The 25,308-nt window shown below is 56.6% G+C and carries 17 protein-coding genes and 1 CRISPR repeat array; of the genes, 3 read left to right on the top strand and 14 right to left on the bottom strand.

Annotated elements, in window-relative coordinates; all coding sequences use genetic code 11:
• Positions 1 to 35: 35 nt before the first annotated feature.
• The 6 genes from AACP62_RS01400 to rpsO all read right to left on the bottom strand — a co-directional run bounded on the left by AACP62_RS01400 (position 36) and on the right by rpsO (position 8,199).
• The gene (locus AACP62_RS01400) at positions 36 to 1,016 is read right to left on the bottom strand and encodes a purine nucleoside phosphorylase YfiH/LACC1 family protein (RefSeq protein ID WP_339345842.1); all 981 of its coding nucleotides are present in this window, start codon (positions 1,014 to 1,016) and stop codon (positions 36 to 38) included.
• The gene (locus AACP62_RS01395) at positions 1,013 to 1,894 is read right to left on the bottom strand and encodes an aldo/keto reductase (RefSeq protein ID WP_339345840.1); all 882 of its coding nucleotides are present in this window, start codon (positions 1,892 to 1,894) and stop codon (positions 1,013 to 1,015) included. The genes AACP62_RS01400 and AACP62_RS01395 overlap by 4 nt, the downstream gene beginning before the upstream one ends.
• A 78-nt stretch (positions 1,895 to 1,972) precedes the next feature.
• Positions 1,973 to 4,237 carry a DUF2207 family protein gene (locus tag AACP62_RS01390; RefSeq protein ID WP_339345839.1) on the bottom strand — a complete coding sequence of 755 codons (2,265 nt, stop codon included), beginning with the start codon at positions 4,235 to 4,237 and terminating at the stop codon, positions 1,973 to 1,975.
• On the bottom strand, positions 4,234 to 4,818 hold the full coding sequence (locus AACP62_RS01385) for a LemA family protein (protein ID WP_198205691.1): 585 nt from the start codon (positions 4,816 to 4,818) through the stop codon (positions 4,234 to 4,236). The genes AACP62_RS01390 and AACP62_RS01385 overlap by 4 nt, the downstream gene beginning before the upstream one ends.
• 79 nt (positions 4,819 to 4,897) lie before the next feature.
• Positions 4,898 to 7,678, bottom strand: coding sequence for a polyribonucleotide nucleotidyltransferase (locus tag AACP62_RS01380; protein ID WP_339345837.1), 2,781 nt, complete (start codon positions 7,676 to 7,678; stop codon positions 4,898 to 4,900).
• 251 nt (positions 7,679 to 7,929) lie between these two features.
• Positions 7,930 to 8,199: a 30S ribosomal protein S15 gene (rpsO, locus tag AACP62_RS01375; protein WP_024626835.1), complete on the bottom strand. Its 270-nt coding sequence runs from the start codon at positions 8,197 to 8,199 to the stop codon at positions 7,930 to 7,932.
• Between the two features lie 420 nt (positions 8,200 to 8,619).
• On the opposite strand from rpsO, the gene AACP62_RS01370 reads away from it, so the two are divergent.
• From AACP62_RS01370 to AACP62_RS01365, 3 genes are all read left to right on the top strand, one after another.
• Positions 8,620 to 8,823, top strand: coding sequence for a DUF4176 domain-containing protein (locus AACP62_RS01370; protein ID WP_198205693.1), 204 nt, complete (start codon positions 8,620 to 8,622; stop codon positions 8,821 to 8,823).
• Positions 8,824 to 9,049: 226 nt separating this feature from the next.
• Positions 9,050 to 9,283, top strand: a complete 234-nt coding sequence (locus tag AACP62_RS08320) for a YMGG-like glycine zipper-containing protein (protein ID WP_425332902.1) — start codon at positions 9,050 to 9,052, stop codon at positions 9,281 to 9,283.
• A gap of 175 nt (positions 9,284 to 9,458) precedes the next feature.
• On the top strand, positions 9,459 to 10,685 hold the full coding sequence (locus tag AACP62_RS01365; RefSeq protein ID WP_339345832.1) for a hypothetical protein: 1,227 nt from the start codon (positions 9,459 to 9,461) through the stop codon (positions 10,683 to 10,685).
• A 160-nt stretch (positions 10,686 to 10,845) separates the two neighbouring features.
• On the opposite strand, the gene AACP62_RS01360 is transcribed toward AACP62_RS01365, so the two are convergent.
• The 8 genes from AACP62_RS01360 to cas5c all read right to left on the bottom strand — a co-directional run bounded on the left by AACP62_RS01360 (position 10,846) and on the right by cas5c (position 25,270).
• Positions 10,846 to 11,562 carry a hypothetical protein gene (locus tag AACP62_RS01360; RefSeq protein WP_339345831.1) on the bottom strand — a complete coding sequence of 239 codons (717 nt, stop codon included), beginning with the start codon at positions 11,560 to 11,562 and terminating at the stop codon, positions 10,846 to 10,848.
• A 351-nt stretch (positions 11,563 to 11,913) separates the two neighbouring features.
• On the bottom strand, positions 11,914 to 12,198 hold the full coding sequence (locus AACP62_RS01355; protein WP_339345830.1) for a hypothetical protein: 285 nt from the start codon (positions 12,196 to 12,198) through the stop codon (positions 11,914 to 11,916).
• 470 nt (positions 12,199 to 12,668) lie between these two features.
• A CRISPR array of direct repeats spans positions 12,669 to 19,313; the repeat unit is 32 nt; unit sequence ATTTCAATCCACGCTCCCGTGAAGGGAGCGAC.
• Positions 19,314 to 19,791: 478 nt separating this feature from the next.
• Positions 19,792 to 20,079 (bottom strand): CRISPR-associated endonuclease Cas2, encoded by a 288-nt coding sequence (cas2, locus tag AACP62_RS01350; RefSeq protein ID WP_232342799.1) that lies wholly within the window; start codon positions 20,077 to 20,079, stop codon positions 19,792 to 19,794.
• 15 nt (positions 20,080 to 20,094) lie between these two features.
• Positions 20,095 to 21,126, bottom strand: a complete 1,032-nt coding sequence (gene cas1c, locus AACP62_RS01345; RefSeq protein WP_353955847.1) for a type I-C CRISPR-associated endonuclease Cas1c — start codon at positions 21,124 to 21,126, stop codon at positions 20,095 to 20,097.
• 60 nt (positions 21,127 to 21,186) lie between these two features.
• The gene (gene cas4, locus AACP62_RS01340) at positions 21,187 to 21,888 is read right to left on the bottom strand and encodes a CRISPR-associated protein Cas4 (RefSeq protein ID WP_339345829.1); all 702 of its coding nucleotides are present in this window, start codon (positions 21,886 to 21,888) and stop codon (positions 21,187 to 21,189) included.
• A gap of 10 nt (positions 21,889 to 21,898) precedes the next feature.
• Positions 21,899 to 22,831 carry a type I-C CRISPR-associated protein Cas7/Csd2 gene (gene cas7c, locus AACP62_RS01335; protein WP_029678124.1) on the bottom strand — a complete coding sequence of 311 codons (933 nt, stop codon included), beginning with the start codon at positions 22,829 to 22,831 and terminating at the stop codon, positions 21,899 to 21,901.
• Positions 22,824 to 24,617: a type I-C CRISPR-associated protein Cas8c/Csd1 gene (gene cas8c / locus AACP62_RS01330; RefSeq protein WP_339345826.1), complete on the bottom strand. Its 1,794-nt coding sequence runs from the start codon at positions 24,615 to 24,617 to the stop codon at positions 22,824 to 22,826. The genes cas7c and cas8c overlap by 8 nt, the downstream gene beginning before the upstream one ends.
• On the bottom strand, positions 24,614 to 25,270 hold the full coding sequence (cas5c, locus tag AACP62_RS01325) for a type I-C CRISPR-associated protein Cas5c (protein ID WP_339345825.1): 657 nt from the start codon (positions 25,268 to 25,270) through the stop codon (positions 24,614 to 24,616). The genes cas8c and cas5c overlap by 4 nt, the downstream gene beginning before the upstream one ends.
• Between the last annotated feature and the right edge of the window lie 38 nt (positions 25,271 to 25,308).

Genomic DNA, 25,308 nt, shown 5'->3' with positions numbered 1-25,308 from the left:
CGGCTGCTGGGAACAGGATTAATCAACCTACAGTGTCAGTCGTCGGCCAGAATAAGGGCCAGCATGCGCCCCTCCCCCGACTTGCTGGCCAGTGAGGCCCGGCGGTGGGAGTACCAGAGCGGATTTTCCAGCGTACATAACGGTCGGCGCAGATCCTCAAGACGCTTGGACAGGGAAGGACCCTCACCGTCCTGACTGCACAGCTCTTCCAGGTCCGGGTCCTGACGCAGGTAGCTGGTGGCGGCACCGACCCTGTGGGCGGAGTCTACGATATGGGTCACTCCTGCCGCCTTCAGTTCCATCATGGCTGCAGCGGCGATGTCGATGGCGATTCCGCCGAATCGGCATGGTCCGGATGCGCCGGGGAAACGCTTCTCGAAGCCATCGGCCAGTTCCGAGCCCACCTGATAGCAATCCGCACAGATTCGAGGCCCCAAGGTTGCCACGATCCTGGACGGGTCAGCTCCCTTGTCGGCCATGGCCTGGACTGTGGCCGGAATGACTCCGGCAACCAGACCACGACGGCCGCAGTGGGCCGCCCCCATCACGCCGACCTGAGGGTCGGCCAAAAGCACAGGAAGGCAGTCGGCGGCGAAGATGCCCAGGGCCAGGTCACGCCGGGTGGTCACCTGAGCATCGGCCTCGCAGCGTCCCTGGGGCTGACCCTGGTCAGCGTCCCAGACCCTGGCTGAATGAACCTGATCCACCAGGACCATGGGACGGTCCAGCTGGCGGCCCAGGGCCTGACGGTTGGCAACCACCGCCTGCGGGTCGTCGCCCCCCTTGCCGCCGAGATTCAGCTGGGCATAATCGCCCGAGGAGACCCCGCCCAGCCTGGTGGTATAGACCACTTTGATCCCAGGCGCTAAGGCTATGGGAATGGTGACTGGGATCGGCCGGCCCTGATCGTCCAGTGACGGCAGGGGACTGCTGTCCAGTAGGGTCCGTTCCCGATCCCAGGCTTGGCCCTGATCGCTCTGGGTGCCCTGCTCTCTTGGTTCAGGCTTGGGACTCATGCAGTCGCCGCCCGGTTCAGGCGGTCCATCTCGTCCTCGCTCAGTTCCATGTCAGCCGCCTGTAGGGAATCCAGAATGGTGGCCGCCCTGTGAGCCCCGGGAACCACAAAGACGTTGCTGTTCTGGGACAGTTCCCAGGCCAGGACCACGCGCTGGTGGGAGACACCGCGCTCCTGAGCCACCTGCCGGAAGGCATCATAACGGGTTTCGTCCTTGGGCGCTCGGAAGCCTCCCAGGGGGCTCCAGCAGACGAAGGCCAGACCCAGTTCGGCCGCATGGTCCAGCTCCTGGCGGGAGCTGGTGAAGGTGGGTGAGAACTGGTTCTGCACGGCTACGAGATCATCGCCCAGAATCTTGCGAGCCAGGTCCATCCGCTCAATATCTACGTTGGAGACACCCAGGGTCCGGGCCACGCCCTGCTTGGCCAGCTCAGCCATGGCCTCCAGTGACTCCTGGTAGGGCACCTGCGGGTCAGGACGGTGCATATAGAGCAGGTCAATGGTGTCCACGCCCAGGGCCTGAGCGGACTCCTTGGCGTGCCGGATCAGGCTCTCCGGCCGACCGTCCACAGCCCAAGTGGGTCGCCCGTCAGTGAAGTTGCGGTAGTGCCCAACCTTGGTGGCCACCAGCACGTCCTGACGAGGTCCCTTCCAGGATTCCAAAGCCTGGCGAACCAGTCGCTCGTTGGTCTGTTCGGGGCCGCCCGATTCGTAGTATGACCAGGCGGTATCCAGATGTCGACAACCGGCATCCAGGGCCTGATGGATGACGTCGATGGCCGTTGCCTGATCCGGCTTGCCCTCGATGGACAATCCCATGCAGCCCAGTCCGACCGCTGTCGTAGTAAAGGGCCCCAAGGCCCGCATCGACGATGTCATGCATGTACTCCCGTCTTGTAGATTGAGGCCGGCTTCGACACCGCCGGCCTCCCATCGAGCTTAACTGGCGGTCCGGTCTCAGCGGCCGCCGAAGGATCCGCCACCGGAACCACCGCCGCCACCGTCGAAGGAGCCACCGCCGTCGCCAAACCCGCCAATAACACTGCCAGAGCCGTTGCCGCTGGCCATGCCAATCAGGCCGCCAATCTGGTCGAGTCCCTGGGTCAATTGAGTACCCAAATCAATCACGCCACCTTGGCCGAGCGCTGAATTGACAGCCAATGCTTCAGGGTCACTCAGGGAGGCAGCCGCCGCAACATCCTGGCTGTAAGGCAGGAAGGTCCAGTAGAGCAGGCTGCCGCGCGCATTGTCATTCAGCCAGTCGGAGTCGGTCAGTTCAGGGCTGGCCTGTGCCAGCTGAGCGACGACCCGGTCGCTTATGCCGAAGGCCGTAGCGTAAACCAGGTAACGGTCCCAGAGCACCAGATCCTCCACACCACGGTGGCTAAAATCGCTGAAGTCAAGCAGATAGCGCCGAAGTCCCGACACCTGCCCGGCCATGGGCTGTCCATTCCTGCTCAGCACCCGCCAACAGTTATAGCGCAAGGAGAATGTCACCACAGCCACCAGAAGCATGGCCAAGGGCGCACGTACCAGTACGGTGCCCGGCAGGAATCCGGCCAACAGAATGAAAGCAGCCAAGAGCACAGCCAGGAAGGCAAAGATCCCTACATTATGACGATAGGCGCGCAGGTCGGCATTGTTGGTCTCATACTCGACAGCCTGGTAGAAAGCATCCAGGTAGGCCCTGCCATTATCGGATTCAGTCTTGGCGAAGAGCGCAATCATCTCATACAGGTCGAAGCGTTTATTCTCGGGGCCAATCAGAGTGGAGGCACCTTCCAGCATGCTCAGGCAGGCTTCCTCGCTTGAGGACAGGGCCAGGGATGCTCGATCCTTGCTGCAGACCGGATTGATGACCACCTCCATGGACTGCTGTTTGCCTTTGAGCAGCAAGCGCCTCACCTGGGTGGTCACGGATCCTTCGCCGAAACTCGCCCGGTCCTCATACTTGACGGGAACAAGAGCGATGGCCCGCTTGGAGGCCAGGGAAAGAATGGTTGCTGACAATTGCCTGCCAATAGGGGATTCTCGGGTCAGCATCACATCGTTGATAACGGCGGCCACGGCGGGTGACAGATCAGGAGGCTGACGGTAGTAGATGATATCGCCTTGGTACTGGGAGTCTCCATAATTGCGGAAGGACCGCCAAAGCATCACTGCAATCAGCCCGATAGCAGCCAAGAGTACCAAGACACCCGTCAAGAGTCCGATCCTCGCCCGCCTGGTCTGCTCAGCGTGCCAGTGCTCGTACTGCGGACGCTCTTGCCCAACAATACGGTCGCGTGCCGGTTGAGAATCGGTCCTGACCACCGAGGAAGTCCTCCCCGCATCGAAGAGCACCACCAAATCCAGATGCTGGCCCGGCTTGATGTGGTCTGCGGAGAATCGGATACGGCTGTCATCCACCACCTGGTAGGAACCCCTGCCAGCGAAGTGCAGCCAGGCCTTCGCGTCCTTGCCCTTCTCCGTTCCTGTCTGCTTGGGCAGCTTGACATTGGCGCTCACATGCTCAACGGGAATCTGGTTGGTGTCGCCCACGGGCTCCCATTGGAATTCGGCCACATCGGGATGGGCAGTGGTGACCCCGTGGAAGGTCATGTCGATGCGGAAGCGCCGACCTGAATCCTTGGTAGTCTGTGGAATGTTCCAGCCCAGCTCCACTTGGCATTGATTGCCCAGATCGCCGCAGGCGGACCCTTGGCCCGCATCGCCCGGCTTGTAGGATTTCAGCATCCAGTCCGAGACCATGCCCATATACCAGGTGCCGGCCCAGTTCTTGTCCCAGTCGTGAATGTACCTGACAGCATCAGGATACTTTAGCGGGTTGGTCTGCCTATATGTGGAGCCATTAGTCAGGTCAGTCACGCTTACGTCGCTTATGCCGGTCAGCCGGTCAGGCTTGATCTGATAGCGCTGGTAGAGCTCCCGCCAAGGGCGTTTCTTGCCGTGGTCGTCCTCGCGGGAATTCATGGTGACAGTCAGGGTCTGACTGATACGCAAATCCCCATTATCCAGGACCTGGACATCATAATCCACCGAATCGTATACCAGGTCGGGACGATTCCTGTTGGAGATATACAGGACAGCGAGGCAAGTCACCAAGGCTGCCACCAGAGCCAGCGCCAAGGCCCCGAGAAAGCGTGAGGCGCTCCAGGAGGGATGGCCCGAGGAGGGATGATTCGAGGCCGCCTTCCCGGAGGAGGCTGCTGGGGCGTTCACTGTCCGAAGTCCACAACTGGCGCCTGACGGCTGCCCTCGTCGGCCTGGAAGTACTGGGCCTGACGGAAGTGGAAGAGGGATGCGATGATGTTGGAGGGGACCGTCTCGATGCGGGTGTTGAACTTCTGGACCACGTCATTGTAGAACTGCCTGGCGTAGGCAATCTTATCCTCCAGGTCCTTGAGCTGACGCTGCAGATCCAGGAAGTTCTGGTTGGCCTTGAGCTCAGGGTAGGCCTCCGCACGAGCCATCAGGGTGACCAGGGATTGACCCAACCGCTGCTCGGCATCGGCACGGGCCTGCATCTGGTCTCCGCCAGCCGTCTGGGTCTGGGCCACGTCGGCGCGGGCCTTGGTCACCTCCTCCAGGACGGTGGACTCGTGTGAGGCGTAGCCCTTGACCGTCTGGACCAGGTTGGGCACCAGGTCGGCACGCTGCTTGAGCTGGACGTCGATCTGGGCCCAGCCATTGGCCACGCGGTTGCGCAGATTGACCAAGCCGTTGTAGGCCCCGATTCCCCAGATGACCAGCAACACGACCAGCAGGAGGATGATGATGAGCACGATCGTAGATACAGACATGCCTTCATTCTCTCACTAAAGTCAGAGGAGACAAAAAGGGACCCCGCCCAATTGAACGGGGTCCCGGCATCAGTGGGGGTCAGTCCTCACTGTCGAAGGGATCGAAGTCCCTGCGCACGCGGCGACGGGGGCGTTCGGAACGCTCCTCCCGGTCGGCCCGGTACTCATCGTAGTGCTCGTCGGCTGCATAGCGCGGGTTCTCCCTGCGACCACGGTAACCGCCACGTCCGGAAGAGCGACGCTCATGACGACCGCCACGATCACTGCGGTCATCACGCTCGGAACGGCTGCTACGGCCACGACGATCACCACGACCACGGCCGCCACGATCCTCGTCATCGTCACGGGAGACCCGACGCCGATCACGACGGGAGCCACTGTCCTCGTCCTCGAACCAGTCACCGCCATCCTCAAAGTCGCGGTCACGGCTCTGGCGACGGTGCCGGGGACGGTCCTCCTGGTCCTCGTCGTCGTAGTAGCGGTCATCACGCTCGGAACGGGAGCGACGCGGGGCCTCATACCGATCCTCGCGTTCGGAGGAACGGCTGCGGCGATCGCGACGATCACGGTCACCACGACCGCTGCGATCACGACGATCACCGCCACGGTCCCGACGGTCACCACGGCCTCCGCGATCGCGACCTCCTGCGGACTCCTGGTCCTCGAAGCCGGGGATGGCCAGGGAGATCTTGCCTCGGTCGTCCACACCCTGAACGATGACCTCGACGGTGTCGCCCTCCTTGAGAACGTCCTCCACGGAGTCGATGCGCTCGCCGTTGGCCAGGTTGCGGATCTGCGAGATGTGCAGAAGTCCATCGGTGCCGGGGGTCAGGTTGACGAAGGCGCCGAAGCTGGTGATCTTGACCACCTTGCCATTGAAGGTCTCCCCCGCCTCTGGCACGTGCGGGTTGGCGATCTGGTCAATGACCTCCTTGGCCTTGGCCGCGGCCTCGCCGCCCTCGGAGGCGATGTAGACCGTGCCGTCGTCCTCGATGGAGACATCGGCGCCGGTGTCCTCCTGGATCTGGTTGATCATCTTGCCCTTGGGGCCGATGACCTCGCCGATCTTGTCGACAGGGACCTTAGTGGTGATGATGCGCGGCGCATAGGGGCTCATCTCGGCGGGCCCGTCGATGCACTCGTTGATGACGTCCAGGATGGTGGCCCGGGCTTCCTTGGCCTGCTGCAGGGCGGCGGCCAGGATGTCGGCGGGAATGCCGTCCAGCTTGGTGTCCAGCTGCAGGGAGGTGATGAACTCGGAGGTGCCGGCCACCTTGAAGTCCATGTCGCCGAAGGCATCCTCGGCGCCCAGAATGTCGGTCAGGGTCTTGTAGGTGGGCCGACCGTCGACCTCGCCTGTGACCAGACCCATGGCAATGCCCGCCACAGGTGCCTTCAGGGGCACGCCGGCAGCAAGCAGGGACAGGGTGGAGGCGCAGACGGAGCCCATGGAGGTGGACCCGTTGGAACCGATGGCCTCGGAGACCTGACGGATGGCGTAGGGGAACTCCTCACGGCTGGGCAGAACCGGGATCAGAGCACGCTCGGCCAGGTTGCCATGGCCCACCTCGCGGCGCTTGGGCGAACCCACGCGGCCGGTCTCGCCGGTCGAATAGGGCGGCATCTCGTAGTTGTGCATGTAGCGCTTGGTGGTGGGGCCGGACAGGGCGTCGATGGTCTGCTCCATCTTCAACATGTTCAGGGTGGTGACGCCCAGCACCTGGGTCTCACCGCGCTGGAAGAGGGCTGAACCGTGCACGCGGGGCACCACGTCCACCTCGGCGGACAGGGTGCGGATGTCGCGCAGGCCACGGCCGTCGATGCGGTAGTCCTGGGTCAGGATGCGGCGGCGGACGATCTGACGCTGAAGCTCCTTGAAGGCGTTGCCCAGCTCCTTGTCCTTCTCGGCCTCGTCCATGTCGGTGAACTCGTCGGCCAGAGCCTCACGGACCTTCTCCTTGATCTCGTGGATGCACTCCTGGCGGGGCAGCTTCTCCGCGATGGAGAGGGCCTGGTCCAGGTCGGCATGAGCCACTTGGTCGATGCGCGCGTAGAGCTCGTCGGTGTACTCGGGGAAGAGCTGGAAGTCCTTGGTGGGCTTGGCGGCCTTGGCCTTGAGCTCGCTCTGGGCCTCGCACAGAACCTTGATGAAGGGCTTGGCGGCCTCAAGCCCCTGGGCGACCACCTCTTCGTCGGGCTTGATCTGGCCCTCGTCATAGATCAGGCTCCAGGCGTTCTTGCCGGCGCCTGCCTCGATCATGGCGATGGCGACATCCCCGCCCTCGACCACACGACCGGCCACGACCAGCTCGAAGACGGCACGCTCGCGCTCGCTCCAACGGGGGAAGGCCACCCACTGGCCATCGATCAGGGCCAGGCGCAGACCCGAGACCGGGCCCTCGAAGGGCAGACCGGAAATCAGGGTGGAGGCGGAGGCCGCGTTCAGGGCCAGCACGTCGTAGGCATCCTCAGGATTGACAGCCAGGATGGTCTCCACAACCTGGACCTCGTTGCGCAGGGTGTGCGGGAAGAGGGGACGCAGGGGGCGGTCAATCAACCGGCAGGCCAGGATGGCTTCGTTGGAGGGCCTACCCTCGCGACGGAAGAAGGAGCCGGGGATCTTGCCCGCGGCGTACATCTTCTCTTCCACATCGACGGTCAGCGGGAAGAAGTCGTAGTTCTCCTTGGGGCTGGATCCAGCGGTGGTGGTGGACAGCACCATGGAATCGTCATCAAGATAGGCGGCTACTGCCCCATCCGCCTGCTGGGCGAGACGACCCGTCTCGAAGCGCACCGTGCGCTTACCATATGATCCGTTATCGATCGTGGCTTCTACAGCCGTGATTTCGGGACCCTCCATAGGGTTCCTCCTTTTGTCTACTGCTTGTTTACTACCTGATGTCAGGATGCTCGGCATCAATTGACTGCCGGAAATCCTTCTACTTCGGTCTGGCCCTGCCGAACCCCGTGTCCGGCTATCTTCATTCCTTGCGGACCAGCTTTGCATTCTCAGTTCGGCACCATCTTCTGCAACCCCATCCCGGGATCGACGGTGCCTGGTTCAGTCATGCAAAAGCGCCCGAGCGCTAGGCCCGGGCGAAAGCATGCATATTAGTGGCGTAGTCCAAGACGCTCCACCAGGGAACGGTAGCGGTTGATGTCCACCTTCTTGAGGTAATCCAGCAACCGGCGACGATGGCCGACCATGAGCAGCAGGCCGCGACGCGAATGATGGTCGTGCTGATGCTGCTTGAGGTGCTCGGTCAGGTCGGAAATGCGCTTGCTCAGCAGAGCCACCTGGACCTCGGGGGAACCGGTGTCACCCTCGTGGGTCGCGTATTCCTTGACGATTGCCTGCTTCTGCTCACTCGTAAGAGCCACGGCTCCTCCTCTTGCATTCTTCCGTTACGCGGTGCACCAGCCCTATGCTGAAGCGCTCTCGATCCGCGGGCGAAACACGCCAAAAGTCAATTATACACATTTTGCGGACCAAATGAACAATGACGGAATCAACAAAATGAAGGAGAGCACGGCGAAAATTGGATTAGCGCCAATGAGGAATGAGTCATTGCACTCCGATGTAGCGAAGATGTCGCACTGTGTTGCACGAACCGACCGTGATTTACATGTAGTCCTGCTATAGGTTTTTAGAGAAGTTGAAGGAATGTAACTTCATTCATCCATCAAAGAGAGGCACCTAATGAAATAATCCGGGCAGAACTCCATCAAATCAGAAGATACCATTCTTCCCTTGGGATCCGTGGTGAAAACCGGAAGAGACCCGGGTACCCTGCTGGTTACATGCATGGAACAACGGGTTACTTTGACTATGGTGCCGTACAATTCCCGTATGGCATGACCGATCCGGCCAAGACCATTTTCTTCAACCGTCCAGACGTGACGGAAATAGTGTTCATGGGATATATCAACGCCGAGGAACAATCCTATGAACGAACATTTGATGAAGTCACCAAATCAACCGACTACCCCCATCTTCATCTCTGATTCAGTTACCGGTCACATAGGACATACTCGATAAAAGGGATAGAGGGGAGAAGACCAAAAACGACCTTGACGGATGCGTTAATGAAGCAACCGCCTAGGCTATGCAACTGAGCACGTTGAACCGCTCTCTCATGGTCGGCGATTTTTTTCTGGTGGTTTTGAATCATTGAGCGGCATTGCTGATTCCTTCGGCACATGCTGACAACAGGCAGCTACCCAAGATGCCATAGCTCATGGCCTGATCACTGCCTCTGGTGGTGTTATCGATGCTGCAGTAGGAGCCGCCGCTGGAGCAGTTGTAGGATTCAATCGCCCTAGACCAGGTACGATTGTAGGAGCTGGAATTGGTTTAGTCGTAGGTTACCTCGGTACAGTAGCCGGCAACACTTTTTACGACAATTCCGTCAATCGCAGGAACGGAGATAACATGTGGGGCCACATTAAGGACAATCTATGGTAGCTTTCCCGCTGTCTCCTGCATTGCCATGTGCGCGGCTCGGATTGAAACCAGGGATGATATTAGTGGGTGCGTACTGATGCTGTATCTATTGGTAGATGTCCTATTAGGCGCTCCGGCGATCCTGGTCTGGTTGTTTGTGTTGATGTCGTTCAATGCGTGGAGGTCGAGGCGGCTAATGGACCGCGTCCTGGCGCCCTACCTCCTGGCACGGGGCCTGTGCCTGCAGACCTTCCAGGGGCATGTGTGGAGGCGGCGCGGCAGGATCGGCCGGCCCCGGCCCGGGCAGGTCCTACCCCTGGGTTCACTGGTCGTACTGGCCGACGGGCCCGCCACCGTATCCGGGGCCTACAGAGGCACTGGATGGTTCGACAGGCTGGGAGAGGACGGGCTGGTGGTCCGCCTGGTCGGCCAGTACGTGCAGCCACCCGAACAGGCCACCGGGTCATCCGGTCCATGGTACGCAGGCAGGATCTGCTCCGTGGGCGGCGTTGCCTGCGGACCCGGCGTAGTTCCCGGGGGCGACGCTCCCCTGCCCGAGGTCGGCGTCGGCCACACCCCCGACCCCGACCTGGTCATCTTCACCCAGGACCAGGTCAGCCTCCTGGCCTGGAAGGGACCCGACAACCCAGTCACCAGGCTCCTGCGCGCCCGCCAGGTCCGCGCCCTCGCCCGCGACCACCGGCGGGAGGACCCGGTCCGCCGCCGGGCACGGTCGACGCCGAACTGGCACGCCTGCCGCCCCGCATGGTGGCGCTACGAAGCCATCGGCTTCCTGCCCGACCGGTTCACCCGCGTCTACTGGGACCGCGTCCGCAACCAGCCCGTTAAGGCCCCCATGCGTTACCGGACCCCGGAAGCCAGGGAATACAACAGAAGACACTACTCTGTCCCCTTATCCATCGTCGCGCTGATCGTCATCATCTTCATATCCGCCTTAAAAATAGCCCGCGCATGGCACCGCTACGAACCGTACCATCCACTCCAGGGCGGCGATGTCCTCCTGGGCATGCCCCGACGGACCACAGCGATCGTCAGCTGCGTCCTAGGCCTCGCCATCGGCGTCGGCGCATGGGTTTGGGCCACCCACCGGCAATTCCCCCAACACCAAATGACCCCGGCCAGCAGCCGCGAACTCCAAATCGCCCTCGACAACTACTGGATCGGCATGCGATACATCACAGGAACTACCATCCCCTACACCATGCATGTCCTCGGCTACAGCGTTTACATCCTGGTGCCGCTCATGTTCCTCACTGATTTCTTCACCCTTCCCGAATGGGTCCATACCCTCATGGGCTGGCCCTTGGTCGCTCTGTTTGTGACCTGCGGGAGCCTAATCATCATAGATACCTCCTACGCCGAGCGGATAGCCAAACGCCTGGATCGGGAATTAGCCGAGTAAAGCCCATATGCATCAACCCCCTCCCCCGCGGTCAATTGCGCTTTGGTCTTACGTTCGCACCTCTTGACAGCGTGCGGACAGGAATCAACCCAAAACCACAACTGACAGTTACCGACACCCATCGTGCAGCATATTCTGGTAAATTCAGCGATCCTATGATTCAAACCGCAGTGATGAGGCCTCCGAAGAGGACGATGGCGATGGCCGCCAGCTCGATGATGAAGAACATGGACAGGGCCGACCAGCTGTGGGTCAGCGTGTTCCAGGGGGAATCCTTGCGTACGCATACCAGGATGGCAACGAAAACGACCGCAAAGACCGCTACGCCCAGCCCGGCCGCGATGATGCCCAAGTTGGCCGCGTTCGCCAGGATGGCCTGATGCTGGTAAACGACGAAGGTGCTGTACCAGAAGTTCATCTTGAGCAGGCAGAGGCCGGCAATCAGCTGTTCGGCGGCCAGGCCCAGCACGAAGACCACCCGCCAGAACCAGGAGGACGACTCGATGATGGACATGCCGATGCCCATAAAGGTCAGCACGGTCACCGTCCATGCAATCAGGGCTATGCCGCGCGGGTCCAGGACCGAGGCATAGTGGAGCACGCCCTGGGTGTGGTTGATGGCCAGCGAGCGCCCGTATCCGTAAGGAATGACGATGGCCAGGAGGACCGCCAGTGCAAAGACGACCCAGCGGACCGGGCGAGCACGGCGCTGCTCAATCTCAGCCAGGGAGTACTCCGAATCCGGAATGGTTGCCTCAGGATGAGCCGAAACCTTGTTCACCGCAGTCGACTCATCCGGGTGCGATGGTACGGCTGTGGAACCAGTTGAATCGCTTCTGCCGGGTTCCGCGCCATCCGCATCGTCGAATTGCTCCATCGGCGACCACACCTCCAAGTCCGCTATTCGTGGACACATCGCCTACAAGCTTATACCGGTAGGCGCATCCGCACCCAGGAACACCCGGGCCGCGTCTTCTGCCCAACCAATCATGCGCATCTGAAAACCATGACAATCCGTGTTCAAACACCCCGCTAGTCATCTGCTAAGCGGCAATGGATGCCTTGAAGGCAGAAGCAACCTTCAATCAGGGCGCACCAATGCGATTGCTGGGGCTGAAGGAGAATCAAACACTCATGTTCGAACTATGAAGCGGTCATGGATTCTCCCCGACGCTCCTATAGCGATCCCTTTACTGATTGCAACAACATATACGAGCCCCGGAATGAGTCAGTCGAACTGCCTAATGCCGAGGACATCGTAAAAACTCACCTTGCTATTGCCACCGAAGCCAGCACCATAGTTCGTCCCATAGTATGTCCGATCCGACTGGATCATTTTCCTGTCCTCATCATCCAGCGAATCCCAGACCCGGCGTTCGGTCTCATCCATATCATCAGTGATGGGATACCATGACGCGTAACTGTTGATCCGGTCATCAGGAATATGGTCATGAGTGGTGCAGGCCTTATCCTTGGACGCCATTTTTCTCATGAAATCCTCATCCATAACCATTCATCTCCTCTCATATTTGTGTTCCTGAAGGGCATCATCCGATGGCCCGTGGGATCATTCCCGCAGATGCGGGGAACACCAGCAGTATTTGTATACTCCTAAACTGTTGCGGTCCACTTCTTTGTATCATCCTCGCGGATGTAGGGGAGCACGGCACTCTCGCGGCTAGGAACAAGTAAATGGTATAAAAACGACTAAGACTATGCCGAAGCAGCAACTCATAATCCTGTTTAGTAGGAGTATAATCCTTGGCAGTGTTCTGGCGAAAGTACTGATTTAATGCATGTTCCCGATAGAAAAAATGCTGTCTGGGTAATTTAAAGGGGAGCAATCGGTTTTCCAATTTAGGCTTCCACGAAAGGGGCAACGCAGTTACCACAGGTAGAGAACCATTCGTAGTGGTATTCCCAATCCACACTCGCATAACGGGAATGACAGCTCCGGCTTTCCGACATACGCCTAGGTCCCGACTTTCAATCCACGCTCCCATGAAAGGAGCGACGAGGGTACCTGCTTGATGATCAGTCTGCCTTCTAATTTCAATCCACGCTCCCGTGAAGGAAGCGACCTGCGGCCCTGGATCGCCGCCTTCATCAGCTCGGTATTTCAATCCACGCTCCCATGAAGGGAGCGACCAGTGTGATAATCCCTGATACTTGGGTCTCGCCAATTTCAATCCACGCTCCCGTGAAGGGAGCGACCAGGACGGCGACGACTATGTGATCCACAACTACATATTTCAATCCACGCTCCCGTGAAGGGAGCGACGTGATAGCCAGCTTTCGGGAATATCATCCCGCCTATTTCAATCCACGCTCCCGTGAAGGGAGCGACAGACAGGCAAGTGGAAAATAGAGGGAGACTACAGATTTCAATCCACGCTCCCGTGAAGGGAGCGACGACGAAAAAGGCTTCATACAGAGTCGTCATACTCATTTCAATCCACGCTCCCGTGAAGGGAGCGACGCACAATCGTGATTATATATTTTTGGGAAATCAATTTCAATCCACGCTCCCGTGAAAGGAGCGACATAATGGTCTATTCACGAGCGAGCAAGATTTTGATATTTCAATCCACGCTCCCGTGAAGGGAGCGACGGGGAGACCAAGCCCTTCACATTCGTGCCCAACGATTTCAATCCACGCTCCCGTGAAGGGAGCGACGCTGCGAAGATGGGAGCAGTGTCCGGCATCGTCCAATTTCAATCCACGCTCCCGTGAAGGGAGCGACGCGGACGCTCTTGGCGATCCCGTGGGACTGGGTATTTCAATCCACGCTCCCGTGAAGGGAGCGACCTTCCCGTACAGATTGTTGAGCATGAGCTTGGCATTTCAATCCACGCTCCCGTGAAGGGAGCGACAGCCACACGCATGTTGACGGTCACAACGTTTTGATTTCAATCCACGCTCCCGTGAAGGGAGCGACTCAGTTTCTTAGGCAGGCGGAAAATTGAGAAGTTATTTCAATCCACGCTCCCGTGAAGGGAGCGACCCCTAGCCTTGGGTCGCTATAGAGGACGGTCTCCAATTTCAATCCACGCTCCCGTGAAGGGAGCGACCTGCCGGTCGGGTACGATGCCAAAACAAACACCTGATTTCAATCCACGCTCCCGTGAAGGGAGCGACAAACGATTTTGACGACCTGCTGAACGCGGTGGAATTTCAATCCACGCTCCCGTGAAGGGAGCGACCGAACCGGGGAGACAAGTTTGTCCTCAAAACTGAATTTCAATCCACGCTCCCGTGAAGGGAGCGACCTTACACTCAGCACCCACAAATCTGATAACAACATTTCAATCCACGCTCCCGTGAAGGGAGCGACCGGCAATGACATGATGATAGGAGCAGAGACCATGATTTCAATCCACGCTCCCGTGAAGGGAGCGACAGAAGCCGAACTTTGCGGCCACGTCTGGCCAAAAATTTCAATCCACGCTCCCGTGAAGGGAGCGACCACCAGGTACCTCAACCTTCTGCTTGGGAGCAAATTTCAATCCACGCTCCCGTGAAGGGAGCGACCTTGTGGATACGCCGCCTGCAAACCGGCTGTCGGTATTTCAATCCACGCTCCCGTGAAGGGAGCGACCAGCGCTTCAGCGCACGCCTGGTGGGTGATGAGCATTTCAATCCACGCTCCCGTGAAGGGAGCGACACGGCTGGCTTATCCACGCTTGGGACGAATCACCGATTTCAATCCACGCTCCCGTGAAGGGAGCGACCTGAGCGGGCAGACCAGGTAGTTGACATCGCCGTAATTTCAATCCACGCTCCCGTGAAGGGAGCGACGTGGAATCCACCTGTGCCCTTGACGTTTTTGATATTTCAATCCACGCTCCCGTGAAGGGAGCGACAGCTCCCCTATAATATGATCGAGCTGCTCAACATATTTCAATCCACGCTCCCGTGAAGGGAGCGACACATGGATGACCGGATTGCAGGGAGATTCTTCTAATTTCAATCCACGCTCCCGTGAAGGGAGCGACCGGCTGAATACCCCAGAGCGCTCATTATTTTGGGATTTCAATCCACGCTCCCGTGAAGGGAGCGACATGCGCACACGGGCATCCGGATCAATCCGGCTGATATTTCAATCCACGCTCCCGTGAAGGGAGCGACCCATGCTGATTCCTGCGCTCGACAGCTCCTCCTGATTTCAATCCACGCTCCCGTGAAGGGAGCGACTCGCGGAACTCGGCCTCCAGGTCCGGCACGTCCACATTTCAATCCACGCTCCCGTGAAGGGAGCGACCTATTGGGCATGTAATCGGGATTGAGCATTAGTCATTTCAATCCACGCTCCCGTGAAGGGAGCGACGACGATTGACAACAGCGTAAAAATTGACTATCTGATTTCAATCCACGCTCCCGTGAAGGGAGCGACCATGACGTTCTTGAGTTCTGCCGGTAATGTGGAATTTCAATCCACGCTCCCGTGAAGGGAGCGACTCGTCATTCCATTCGTTGCTGTGCAGTTCCCGGATTTCAATCCACGCTCCCGTGAAGGGAGCGACGTGGCTGCTGATTCGGATAATCTCACCCAAGCTATTTCAATCCACGCTCCCGTGAAGGGAGCGACCAGCTCCCTTACGGCTTTCGCATACCGGCCCATCAATTTCAATCCACGCTCCCGTGAAGGGAGCGACGTGCCCCCCAAAAGCACGACTACGACGTAGTGATATTTCAATCCACGCTCCCGTGAAGGGAGCGACATAGCCGATTTTGTTGGAGTTCATCACATCAGCGATTTCAATCCACGCTCCCGTGAAGGGAGCGACACGTGCTTAACAGCCATGCACGCTCTAAGCTGTTGATTTCAATCCACGCTCCCGTGAAGGGAGCGACGCATTGTCTCAGCTTCTTCTAATCTTTCCAAGCCATTTCAATCCACGCTCCCGTGAAGGGAGCGACCCCCCTCAAAGGGACACCGGCCAACCCTCTTATATTTCAATCCACGCTCCCGTGAAGGGAGCGACACATCCGCTCCAACCCAACCCATGCCTTTCTAGATTTCAATCCACGCTCCCGTGAAGGGAGCGACCGGTCCACCCGCGTGGAACGGCCTCCGGCTTTGACATTTCAATCCACGCTCCCGTGAAGGGAGCGACCGTCGTGCTTTCCCGCATGCGTCGGGAAGGCCGGATTTCAATCCACGCTCCCGTGAAGGGAGCGACCCGCCTCGGTCGTCCCCGTCGACAGGAGGCCCGCATTTCAATCCACGCTCCCGTGAAGGGAGCGACGAAGTCCGGAGCCTCCTTGACCTTCCGACCGCCAATTTCAATCCACGCTCCCGTGAAGGGAGCGACCAAGTCCAATCAGATGGACTTGTACAATGCCATGATTTCAATCCACGCTCCCGTGAAGGGAGCGACCTGTGACTTCAGCCAATATATCAAATATATTAAATTTCAATCCACGCTCCCGTGAAGGGAGCGACCAGGCCTGGGCGCGGTAGGCATCGCCCAGTGGATATTTCAATCCACGCTCCCGTGAAGGGAGCGACCAGTATATGCCGGCATGGCGACGCATTCCAGCCCATTTCAATCCACGCTCCCGTGAAGGGAGCGACCTCGTCGCCGGGCTCAGGCGCTCTCCCATCCACAATTTCAATCCACGCTCCCGTGAAGGGAGCGACTATTAAGTAGGTATATATGATCGAGATACATAACATTTCAATCCACGCTCCCGTGAAGGGAGCGACCACAGTGGGCAAACTGGCAGACCATGTATCAAAGATTTCAATCCACGCTCCCGTGAAGGGAGCGACTCCAAACACCAGCTACTCGCATTATTTTCATCTGATTTCAATCCACGCTCCCGTGAAGGGAGCGACTCGCCCCGGTACCCTGCCGGCGGCTCCCAGTCCAGATTTCAATCCACGCTCCCGTGAAGGGAGCGACCAGCCTGGCACCCGCCAGAGCGGCCCTGAGCCGCATTTCAATCCACGCTCCCGTGAAGGGAGCGACCCCCCACTTCCACCTGTACACCGCCGCTTGTCAGATTTCAATCCACGCTCCCGTGAAGGGAGCGACGGGCAGGGTGAGGGAGCCGCATGGTATCCAAGTGATTTCAATCCACGCTCCCGTGAAGGGAGCGACTCGAGGTTCCGTTCGTCCATCAACGCCGACTACAAATTTCAATCCACGCTCCCGTGAAGGGAGCGACCATCAGGGCAGTGGGCGCGATTGCCCCATATTCACATTTCAATCCACGCTCCCGTGAAGGGAGCGACGCCCCCTCGGCCTTGCCGTGAATCAGGTCTGTAATTTCAATCCACGCTCCCGTGAAGGGAGCGACCTTGGCGTTCGCATCACTGGAAGCAGGATCCAGGGTATTTCAATCCACGCTCCCGTGAAGGGAGCGACGCGCAAGCTCGCCCAAATGAACCATGCCTACGACATTTCAATCCACGCTCCCGTGAAGGGAGCGACATGATACTGCGTATCCCAGGCCGAGCAGCGCAGATTTCAATCCACGCTCCCGTGAAGGGAGCGACCCCCGCATTCCATGGCGGAGATGACGGCATTGTAATTTCAATCCACGCTCCCGTGAAGGGAGCGACTTGTATAAGGTCGGTGATTTCGTTTGTATCCGGATTTCAATCCACGCTCCCGTGAAGGGAGCGACTTCGACACCCAAATCCACGGGATAGTTGACGTGCTATTTCAATCCACGCTCCCGTGAAAGGAGCGACATGTGCCACTCGACGATATTGTAGGTGGCGCCAAATTTCAATCCACGCTCCCGTGAAGGGAGCGACCGCCCGTAGCTGCGAAAGCCTGATCGTGGAAGCTCTTATTTCAATCCACGCTCCCGTGAAGGGAGCGACATGGGCATTTGGAACGGGATTGTTACCGGGTTCCAATTTCAATCCACGCTCCCGTGAAGGGAGCGACCCTCACCCGATCCAAAGACCGGTGACACGTCCCAATTTCAATCCACGCTCCCGTGAAGGGAGCGACCTGGCACAGCTCCCACGACGGCCACGACTTTTATTTCAATCCACGCTCCCGTGAAGGGAGCGACTCGGGTCTGCAAGTTCGTGCATACAAGGTGTGAGATTTCAATCCACGCTCCCGTGAAGGGAGCGACATAGGCACCACCCACAGTCGCTAAGCTGCCTAAAATTTCAATCCACGCTCCCGTGAAGGGAGCGACTTGAGCATTATATGTTATTGTAATCATAACAATATTTCAATCCACGCTCCCGTGAAGGGAGCGACCGCGGTATCATTCGCCATCGTCTACACACTGACCAAATTTCAATCCACGCTCCCGTGAAGGGAGCGACCGGAGACAAGTGACAATGACGGGATCCCCACTGAAATTTCAATCCACGCTCCCGTGAAGGGAGCGACCCATTATGGCGGCATGATGGCACGGCTTGTCCAGAAATTTCAATCCACGCTCCCGTGAAGGGAGCGACAAGAAGAAGGTCAAGAACTTCTTTGTATTTGATATTTCAATCCACGCTCCCGTGAAGGGAGCGACAGTAAGCCAGGATGAATCATGCAAGTAACGATAGATTTCAATCCACGCTCCCGTGAAGGGAGCGACCCCTCGAAAGGGTGAGACCTGAGCCTACGATGATATTTCAATCCACGCTCCCGTGAAGGGAGCGACCTAATATCTTTCATGGCCTTATTAAGACTGATTTATTTCAATCCACGCTCCCGTGAAGGGAGCGACCCAGTGACGCTCCCCAACACTACGCAATCGTGGAATTTCAATCCACGCTCCCGTGAAGGGAGCGACCTAATATCATGACTACAGAAACCGTACTCACCGAATTTCAATCCACGCTCCCGTGAAGGGAGCGACTTGGTTGCTCTTGCCTGATTCAGACCTACAAGATATTTCAATCCACGCTCCCGTGAAGGGAGCGACCGGCTGGTGGTTTGATGTCCACATAGGGATACATATTTCAATCCACGCTCCCGTGAAGGGAGCGACAGCCAAACAGTGCCCGCAATTGCGCACACTAACAGATTTCAATCCACGCTCCCGTGAAGGGAGCGACGGCTTTGCCCGCGTGGCTTTTGCGCGCTACGCCTGATTTCAATCCACGCTCCCGTGAAGGGAGCGACAAGCGTTCCGCGATGCCTGCCATGTGCGCGGTCTATTTCAATCCACGCTCCCGTGAAGGGAGCGACTAAATCTGACCCCGAAGACCAAGGACACGGTCATATTTCAATCCACGCTCCCGTGAAGGGAGCGACATGTCAGCCATCGCATTGAGATACCTATCCTCGGGATTTCAATCCACGCTCCCGTGAAGGGAGCGACTTGTCCTTGGCCTTATCATCATCCACAAGCATGACATTTCAATCCACGCTCCCGTGAAGGGAGCGACTACTCAATCGGCAGACTATTGCTCAAAATGTTGTATTTCAATCCACGCTCCCGTGAAGGGAGCGACCGACACCACTCGCCAGGTGGGCACAGGAGGCAAAAATTTCAATCCACGCTCCCGTGAAGGGAGCGACTGCCCCGGCCATCCGGTCGGGGCACAACCATATCAATTTCAATCCACGCTCCCGTGAAGGGAGCGACCCGGTGATCGGTACCATCGTGAGATTCATCGGGATTTCAATCCACGCTCCCGTGAAGGGAGCGACAGCACAATGATACATCTGATGACCAATATATGATCAGCTTTTAATGGTGGTCAGCTTTTAATGGCTGAAGACTCACAACAGTCCAACCCAGGTACCCATCTCATGTTTCTAGTCGAGCAATTGAGATGATTGCTCAAGTCGATAACATCACTATTCAGTTATCAAACAACCATTCATCCGTTTCACTAAAATTCTAGCTTTCTTCGCATCGATAGTTTTCCGCTTGTAACTTTGAAAAGAATTCTGATCACAAAAACATGCGAAATTTAGACCGACCATTGTCCTAAAGCAAAGATCTGCGGCGCGAAGGATCAGACGAATACATGATTGCTAGAGTTTCGCGTCAACTATGGTCCAAAACATCAGTCAGCATAATGCACTGTTTACAGAATTACACCAATCACTTAGCCAACGTCTAATTTCAGTTGCTGGAACAGCACGATACAATCAAAATCATATATCCAAGCTCATATTGACTCTATAGCATCATCACTTGATCAACAGGGATATGGCGTCTCACCCCATAGTAATGGATCCTTCGGGAATATCTGGCACCCAGGTCGTACATAATCAAGCTGTCTTCCTGAGGATTGATCAACGTCATCAGCCGCTGTTTTAGGAGCTCACGGTCGGCAGGAGTGACCACGCATTCAAACACACTATTTTGCACACGCTGCCCAAACTTCATGCACTCATGGCCGACCTGTCGCAACCGCTTCCGCCCAGCCGCCTCACAGGTGTCGACATCATAGGCAACAACCACCATCATTATTCTTCCACCCTACTTCCAGAACATTGGAGGATAGGCATCCATATCCCCACGTATGTATCTAGCCAGCAATAATGCCTGCACATAGGGCACCAACCCCCATGGCACTTTCTCCTTAAGAAAGGGGTGCATGATTTGCTCATTTTTGCGCTTCTGCCAGGCTGAAAGCACCTGCTTCCTCCCCTTGTCGTTAAGATAGGTTCCTCCATTCTCTCGAATCTCGAAATCTCCGGCCTTAACCACATGGGTGTTGACCAGGGACAAAGCCAGCCGATCCGCAAAGACAGGGCGCAATTCCTCAACAAGGTCCAGAGCCAGCGAAGATCTGCCTGGCCTATCTGTATGCAAGAAACCGACATAAGGATCAAGGCCGACACCTTGAAGTGCAGAACGACAATCTCCGGAAAGTAGCACGTAGATAAATGAGAGCAGGGCGTTCATCCTATCCATCGGTGGCCTCCGGCTGCGCTGCTCGAAGTAGAAATCATCCTTATTTGTGAGGATGAGATCATCAAAGGCATAAAAGTAGCACTTCGCGGCCTCCCCCTCCACACCACGAACCGAATCCGCCGTTAGGCAGCCGTCCAATTCCTGCAAGGCCGCCAAGAGACGGGCACTCTGCTTTTTGACACGAGGCACATTGATTCGTAAGGCGTGGTCTCGGGTAGCACGTTCCAGCACCTGTCGCGCATTGAATATCTTGCCCATGACGAATGAGGCTGCAATCGAACAGACCTCATTATCATCATCGGCCATGTGATACTGACGGCGTCGCAAAAGCACATTTCTGTTAGCTTCTCCAAGCACAGACCCGTAGTACTTGCCCTGAGGAGAATAGAAGGCAAATGAGACTCCAAACTCATTGCACTTACCCAGCAAGGCCGGCGAGGCACCCTTGTAACTGAAGCAAAGAATAGACTCCAGGGCACGTAGAGGAATCCGCCCCATGACGCGGTCCCCCTCATTCACCACGACGTTCTCCTGCTCCAGGGAAAGGTAGGCATCCTCTGTAGTGACAAACAAGGTGTTCAACATCTGTCTCAATGAATCATCGCTTCCCTCTGGTGTTTTTCCCTCAATAGACTCTCATTGCTCAAATTACCCCTACAGCTCTTTCAAGGTCTTTCGAATGTAGTCAGCAGCGGAAGACTTATGCACAAGCTCGGGCAGGCAGATATCCCTCAATGAGCATGCCCGACATCCCGTCTTTGGCTTCACCTTTGGAGTATGGCCTCGCCGATAAAGGTCCCGCATCTGCGCCAGATCATCGACTACCTGGGCGCGAAGATCATCGTTGAGTTCGACCACTTCACGGCGCTTGGTCCGCTGGTAGAACAATGCCCCCTGGCTGATACTGCAGGAGAGCATTTCTTCCAGACACATGGCTTCGCCGCACAATTGCAAACGGTCAGCATTATTGACCTTGCTGGAACCATGCTTGTACTCAATAGGATAGGGTGTCCACCGTCCTCTTCTGCCTGTCAATGCAACTCCATCCTGAGCTGCATGAAATTCGACGATGTCACAATCGCCGACCACTCCCAGCCTTCGGGAGAATACACGCAGGTCGCGCAATATCAAGGTGTCGCCACGTTTTTCTGAAGCATGGTAGTCGTGAGCACGCCGATGTTCGAAGTCTCCTGCATATGTTCTGGTGTTGTCACGCCATTGCTCCTCTATGTGGATCAATGCCCATTGGCGCTTACAGAATTCGAAATGCTGAATGCCAGACAGGGCCAGCCATTCATCCTCAGGATATTCGGCCGGCCCTGTGGCCATGGACAAGTCCATGGAATTATCACTCATTGCAGCAGACTCAGCCATCCACCATTTCAGTCAGTTCGACCGACTGCGGAATAGCTGAAGTATCGACCGTCACATCGTAATCCGAGAAGCTGCGCGGTGTCTCAACCTCAGGCTTATGAGCCACATGAATGCTATCGAACAGCTTGTAGGAGGGAGCATCACCAAGATCGTTGCTGTGCTTGAAGACGTAGAGTTTGCGAACGGCCATCTTGCCCCTAGCTGCGGAATGATCAAACTCGAACATATTGAGAATGGCCTGCCAAAGCATGGCCAGGTCCTCCTCGCTAAATCCGGTGGTCTTTTGTGCTAGCTTGGCATTCACATAGCCATCAGCACGGTATAAACCGTAAGGAACGATGGACTTGTTGCCCATCTCGTTGTTCTTGTTCTCTTGGTCTTTTTCCGTAGTAATGGCCACTCTGGTGATGGTGACAGACTGCGGGAAAATCGGATCGATGGACCTCGAGAATCCAAGTTGCACAGGGCCGCGCACCTGGCCACAGGCCAACCCGCCCTTGACGAAGGTGGTCATCACCGCGCCAAAGGTCCTGATATCGAAGAAATTGGAGCACATGTAATCGAGGATTAATCTATCCAGCTCGCCGTTTTCCTTCTTGGCCTTCTTTAAAGCCTTCCCGATACTGTCCACATCGGGATCCCCATTGACGCCAACCGCTTTTAGCGCCTCAGCATCGAGGCGGTTCAGCGGAACCTGCTGCTTGATATAGATACGCCAGGGCGCCTTATCCCCATTAATCAGCTGCACATAGTTACGTATCTTCCTCTTCAGGCAAACATCGGTAACAATACCAATCCCGGTCTCACTATCGGTTCGTGGCATATTGCCTGATTCCGGATCTCCGTTGGGGTTGCCATTCTCAACATCATAGAGAATTGAGAAATCATACCTATTTTGGATTGCCTTGGCAGTTTGCTCACTCATTTACAACTCCTTCTTCCTTGCTGATTTCCTTATTGTCGTCCTTGTTCTTGCCCTTGTACCGCTCCTGAGTCTCGAAATAATATCCGAGCTGGAAAGCACCCTGTTCGGGCAGCGATAACCTCGTCGGGAAACTCTCGCCGATTCTGGTCATCAGATCTGCTATACGCTTGGTATAGTAAATGCGCGTTCCCGTCGACAGTTTTCGCAGGTGCTTTTTCGCCAAATCGCCCAAGTGCGGGAAAACCACGGCTGGCATGGTCGATGCGTTAGTAAAGAAGCGGTCACCAATCGTGGTATTGATACCGGGATTCGCAGCATGTTGTATGTCCTCATATAGGGCGAACAGCCGTCCTAGGACATAGGGCACATTAGTGCTTTCTTTGTTGATGGACACTTGCAATACCTCCTTAGGGCATTGGTTGTTTGGGTGACGAAGAAAATACGCTTTGATGATTGCAGCCTTGGCGCGGGGCACGTCATGCTCAACGCCTATGCGGTTCTCAACAGCAGTCAGGAGCGACGTAGGATAGGGCGCACCTGTAAGAATGGCCTTAAAAAGGTCGGAAACTGTATGGGGGGAAGCTGGGATCCTCTTTTTCCCACCATTGGCGGGCGGTACAGTTTGCGCAAGCAGCATCCACACAGGTAGGTCACGACGCTTGTCAAATTTCGGGCGTTCGATATCCAGATCTTCATAATGCCGACGTACATGCTCCATGTAACTGCCATAGGTGTCCTTCAAGAAGAAGGACACCGAAAGTCTGGCGGCGTTGGGGGCAAGTCCAAGGATATAGAAATGCTCATCCGGATTAAGCCTGACACCATTGAAATCAACTGGGTTTCCTTTAGACAAGGCCGTGACAGTGGCTATCAGATCCTGTTGATCAACCCCTACGGCGCCTTCAATACACATGTTCATCTCGGCTGAGTACTCAGCCTGTCCTGATTCTGCCCAAGAGACAATCGTCAAGGAACCATCATTGATAGTTCTTGTGTACTGATCGTCCTTCAACACAGTATTTAAGGCTGTGGTGTAAGCGAAAGCTTCACGCTTGCTCATAGGAGCATTTTGGTCCTGCTTTTTGTTGTAGGAAAGATACGCTGGCGCATTGAAAGACACCAGTGCGGATCCGCTGGATTGTGCGTTGCGGACGCCTCTGATATTTGGATGAGTAAGAGCGGGAACGACGGCTTGGCCTGAAACAACACTTTGCATGGTTTCAGAACCAGCGGCCGGATTATCACCGTCCTCGTCACCCGAAGAGAACCATGAATCCCAGTATTTTTGCATGGTTGGATTTTCAGATAAAGGTAAGCCGCTGCGGCAGAGGACGAAATTACCGGTCAAGGCCTTCTTCCAGTCCCCTTCGCCCAATTTCTCCTCGACAACTGCCGCTTGAGGCGTCCGGGAAAAGAAAGCGAGCACTGCACGGGCTTCATCATCTTCGGCGTTTGCAAGCACCTGACGATGCAATTCAGCAGCAGCTGCAAAGCGCTTGGCCGCCTTGTCTGTTGCACCGTTGGCATCTGCACCTAGCAGGTAAGAGGAGTTGTCACAGAGGAAATTGGCCTGAATTTTCACCGTTCGTAATGCATGTGCCGGAACAGGCATCATACGTCTGAACTGCTTGTTCTTTGTCAATGTCCCAAACGGAATGACATGGGTTATGGCCCCGTCATCCGCTATGTCCAGTCCCCACGGAACATTTTCAACGCTGTATCCATACCGCGGTGCCTGATCAGCCTCCACCAGCCGGTCGTAAAGTCTGACTAGTTCGCCAATCATGAGCTCACCCTCGGATCAGTTGCATCCAGCACGCCGTTAATCAACTCAGCTCTGAAAAACATAGGTTGCGGGTCCGCAGGGTCTCGATAGTCCATGTCGTATAACATGTACCCCAGATCCCGATGACCATTTTCGAATCCCTTGGGCTGACCCTTATCGGCATCCCAAAGCCGAAAATCGACAGGGAACTCCCGTGTTCCGAAATAAGGGTGGTGATAGTACTGCCCGTTCTGAGCTCGTCTATTGAACATGCTGATGAACTTAGCCGGCGTATCCCCTGCAGCAGCTTTGCTGTTCATATCAAAGTGTGCCTCAATCACATAGTGAACATCCCGCAGAATGGTGGAGGCACGCTGCTGAATGTCTGAGGAAGCATAGATCGCGCTGTCTTTGGACGGATCATTGATCATCGACCGGATAGTATCGGCCGATATCACGCTGCTGACCTCATTGCGACGAACACTGGTGAATCTGATGGGATTCATAACCACGATCCTGTCAATCCGCCAGATCATGCCCGGATGCCAGAACACAGCCTCCAGAATCCCCCGTGCCGCCGATGGCGTCATCACGTCGTACGAGACCCTCTCTACTTTCATTTCCGGTCTGGTGAAGAGGGCGTACGGACCCCAGACCTCAAGTTGTACTGTCATTGGTCTCCTTTCCTGTTGCCGGTATTGCCAATTACGAT

Origin of the sequence: Bifidobacterium apis, from assembly GCF_036986835.1 — a bacterium.
Lineage (GTDB): Bacteria > Actinomycetota > Actinomycetes > Actinomycetales > Bifidobacteriaceae > Bombiscardovia > Bombiscardovia apis_A.
The sequence above is the reverse complement of the archived record's forward strand: the minus strand, read 5'-3'. Positions and strand labels throughout refer to the sequence as shown.

Coding starts and splice junctions, on each gene's coding strand:
- AACP62_RS01400 (WP_339345842.1), bottom strand. CDS start 1,016: ATGAGTCCCAAGCCTGAACCAAGAGAGCAGGGCACCCAGAGCGATCAG.
- AACP62_RS01395 (WP_339345840.1), bottom strand. CDS start 1,894: ATGACATCGTCGATGCGGGCCTTGGGGCCCTTTACTACGACAGCGGTC.
- AACP62_RS01385 (WP_198205691.1), bottom strand. CDS start 4,818: ATGTCTGTATCTACGATCGTGCTCATCATCATCCTCCTGCTGGTCGTG.
- AACP62_RS01380 (WP_339345837.1), bottom strand. CDS start 7,678: ATGGAGGGTCCCGAAATCACGGCTGTAGAAGCCACGATCGATAACGGA.
- AACP62_RS01370 (WP_198205693.1), top strand. CDS start 8,620: ATGCATGGAACAACGGGTTACTTTGACTATGGTGCCGTACAATTCCCG.
- AACP62_RS01365 (WP_339345832.1), top strand. CDS start 9,459: ATGGACCGCGTCCTGGCGCCCTACCTCCTGGCACGGGGCCTGTGCCTG.
- AACP62_RS01360 (WP_339345831.1), bottom strand. CDS start 11,562: ATGGAGCAATTCGACGATGCGGATGGCGCGGAACCCGGCAGAAGCGAT.
- AACP62_RS01355 (WP_339345830.1), bottom strand. CDS start 12,198: ATGGTTATGGATGAGGATTTCATGAGAAAAATGGCGTCCAAGGATAAG.
- cas2 (WP_232342799.1), bottom strand. CDS start 20,079: ATGGTGGTTGTTGCCTATGATGTCGACACCTGTGAGGCGGCTGGGCGG.
- cas4 (WP_339345829.1), bottom strand. CDS start 21,888: ATGAGTGATAATTCCATGGACTTGTCCATGGCCACAGGGCCGGCCGAA.
- cas7c (WP_029678124.1), bottom strand. CDS start 22,831: ATGAGTGAGCAAACTGCCAAGGCAATCCAAAATAGGTATGATTTCTCA.
- cas8c (WP_339345826.1), bottom strand. CDS start 24,617: ATGATTGGCGAACTAGTCAGACTTTACGACCGGCTGGTGGAGGCTGAT.
- cas5c (WP_339345825.1), bottom strand. CDS start 25,270: ATGACAGTACAACTTGAGGTCTGGGGTCCGTACGCCCTCTTCACCAGA.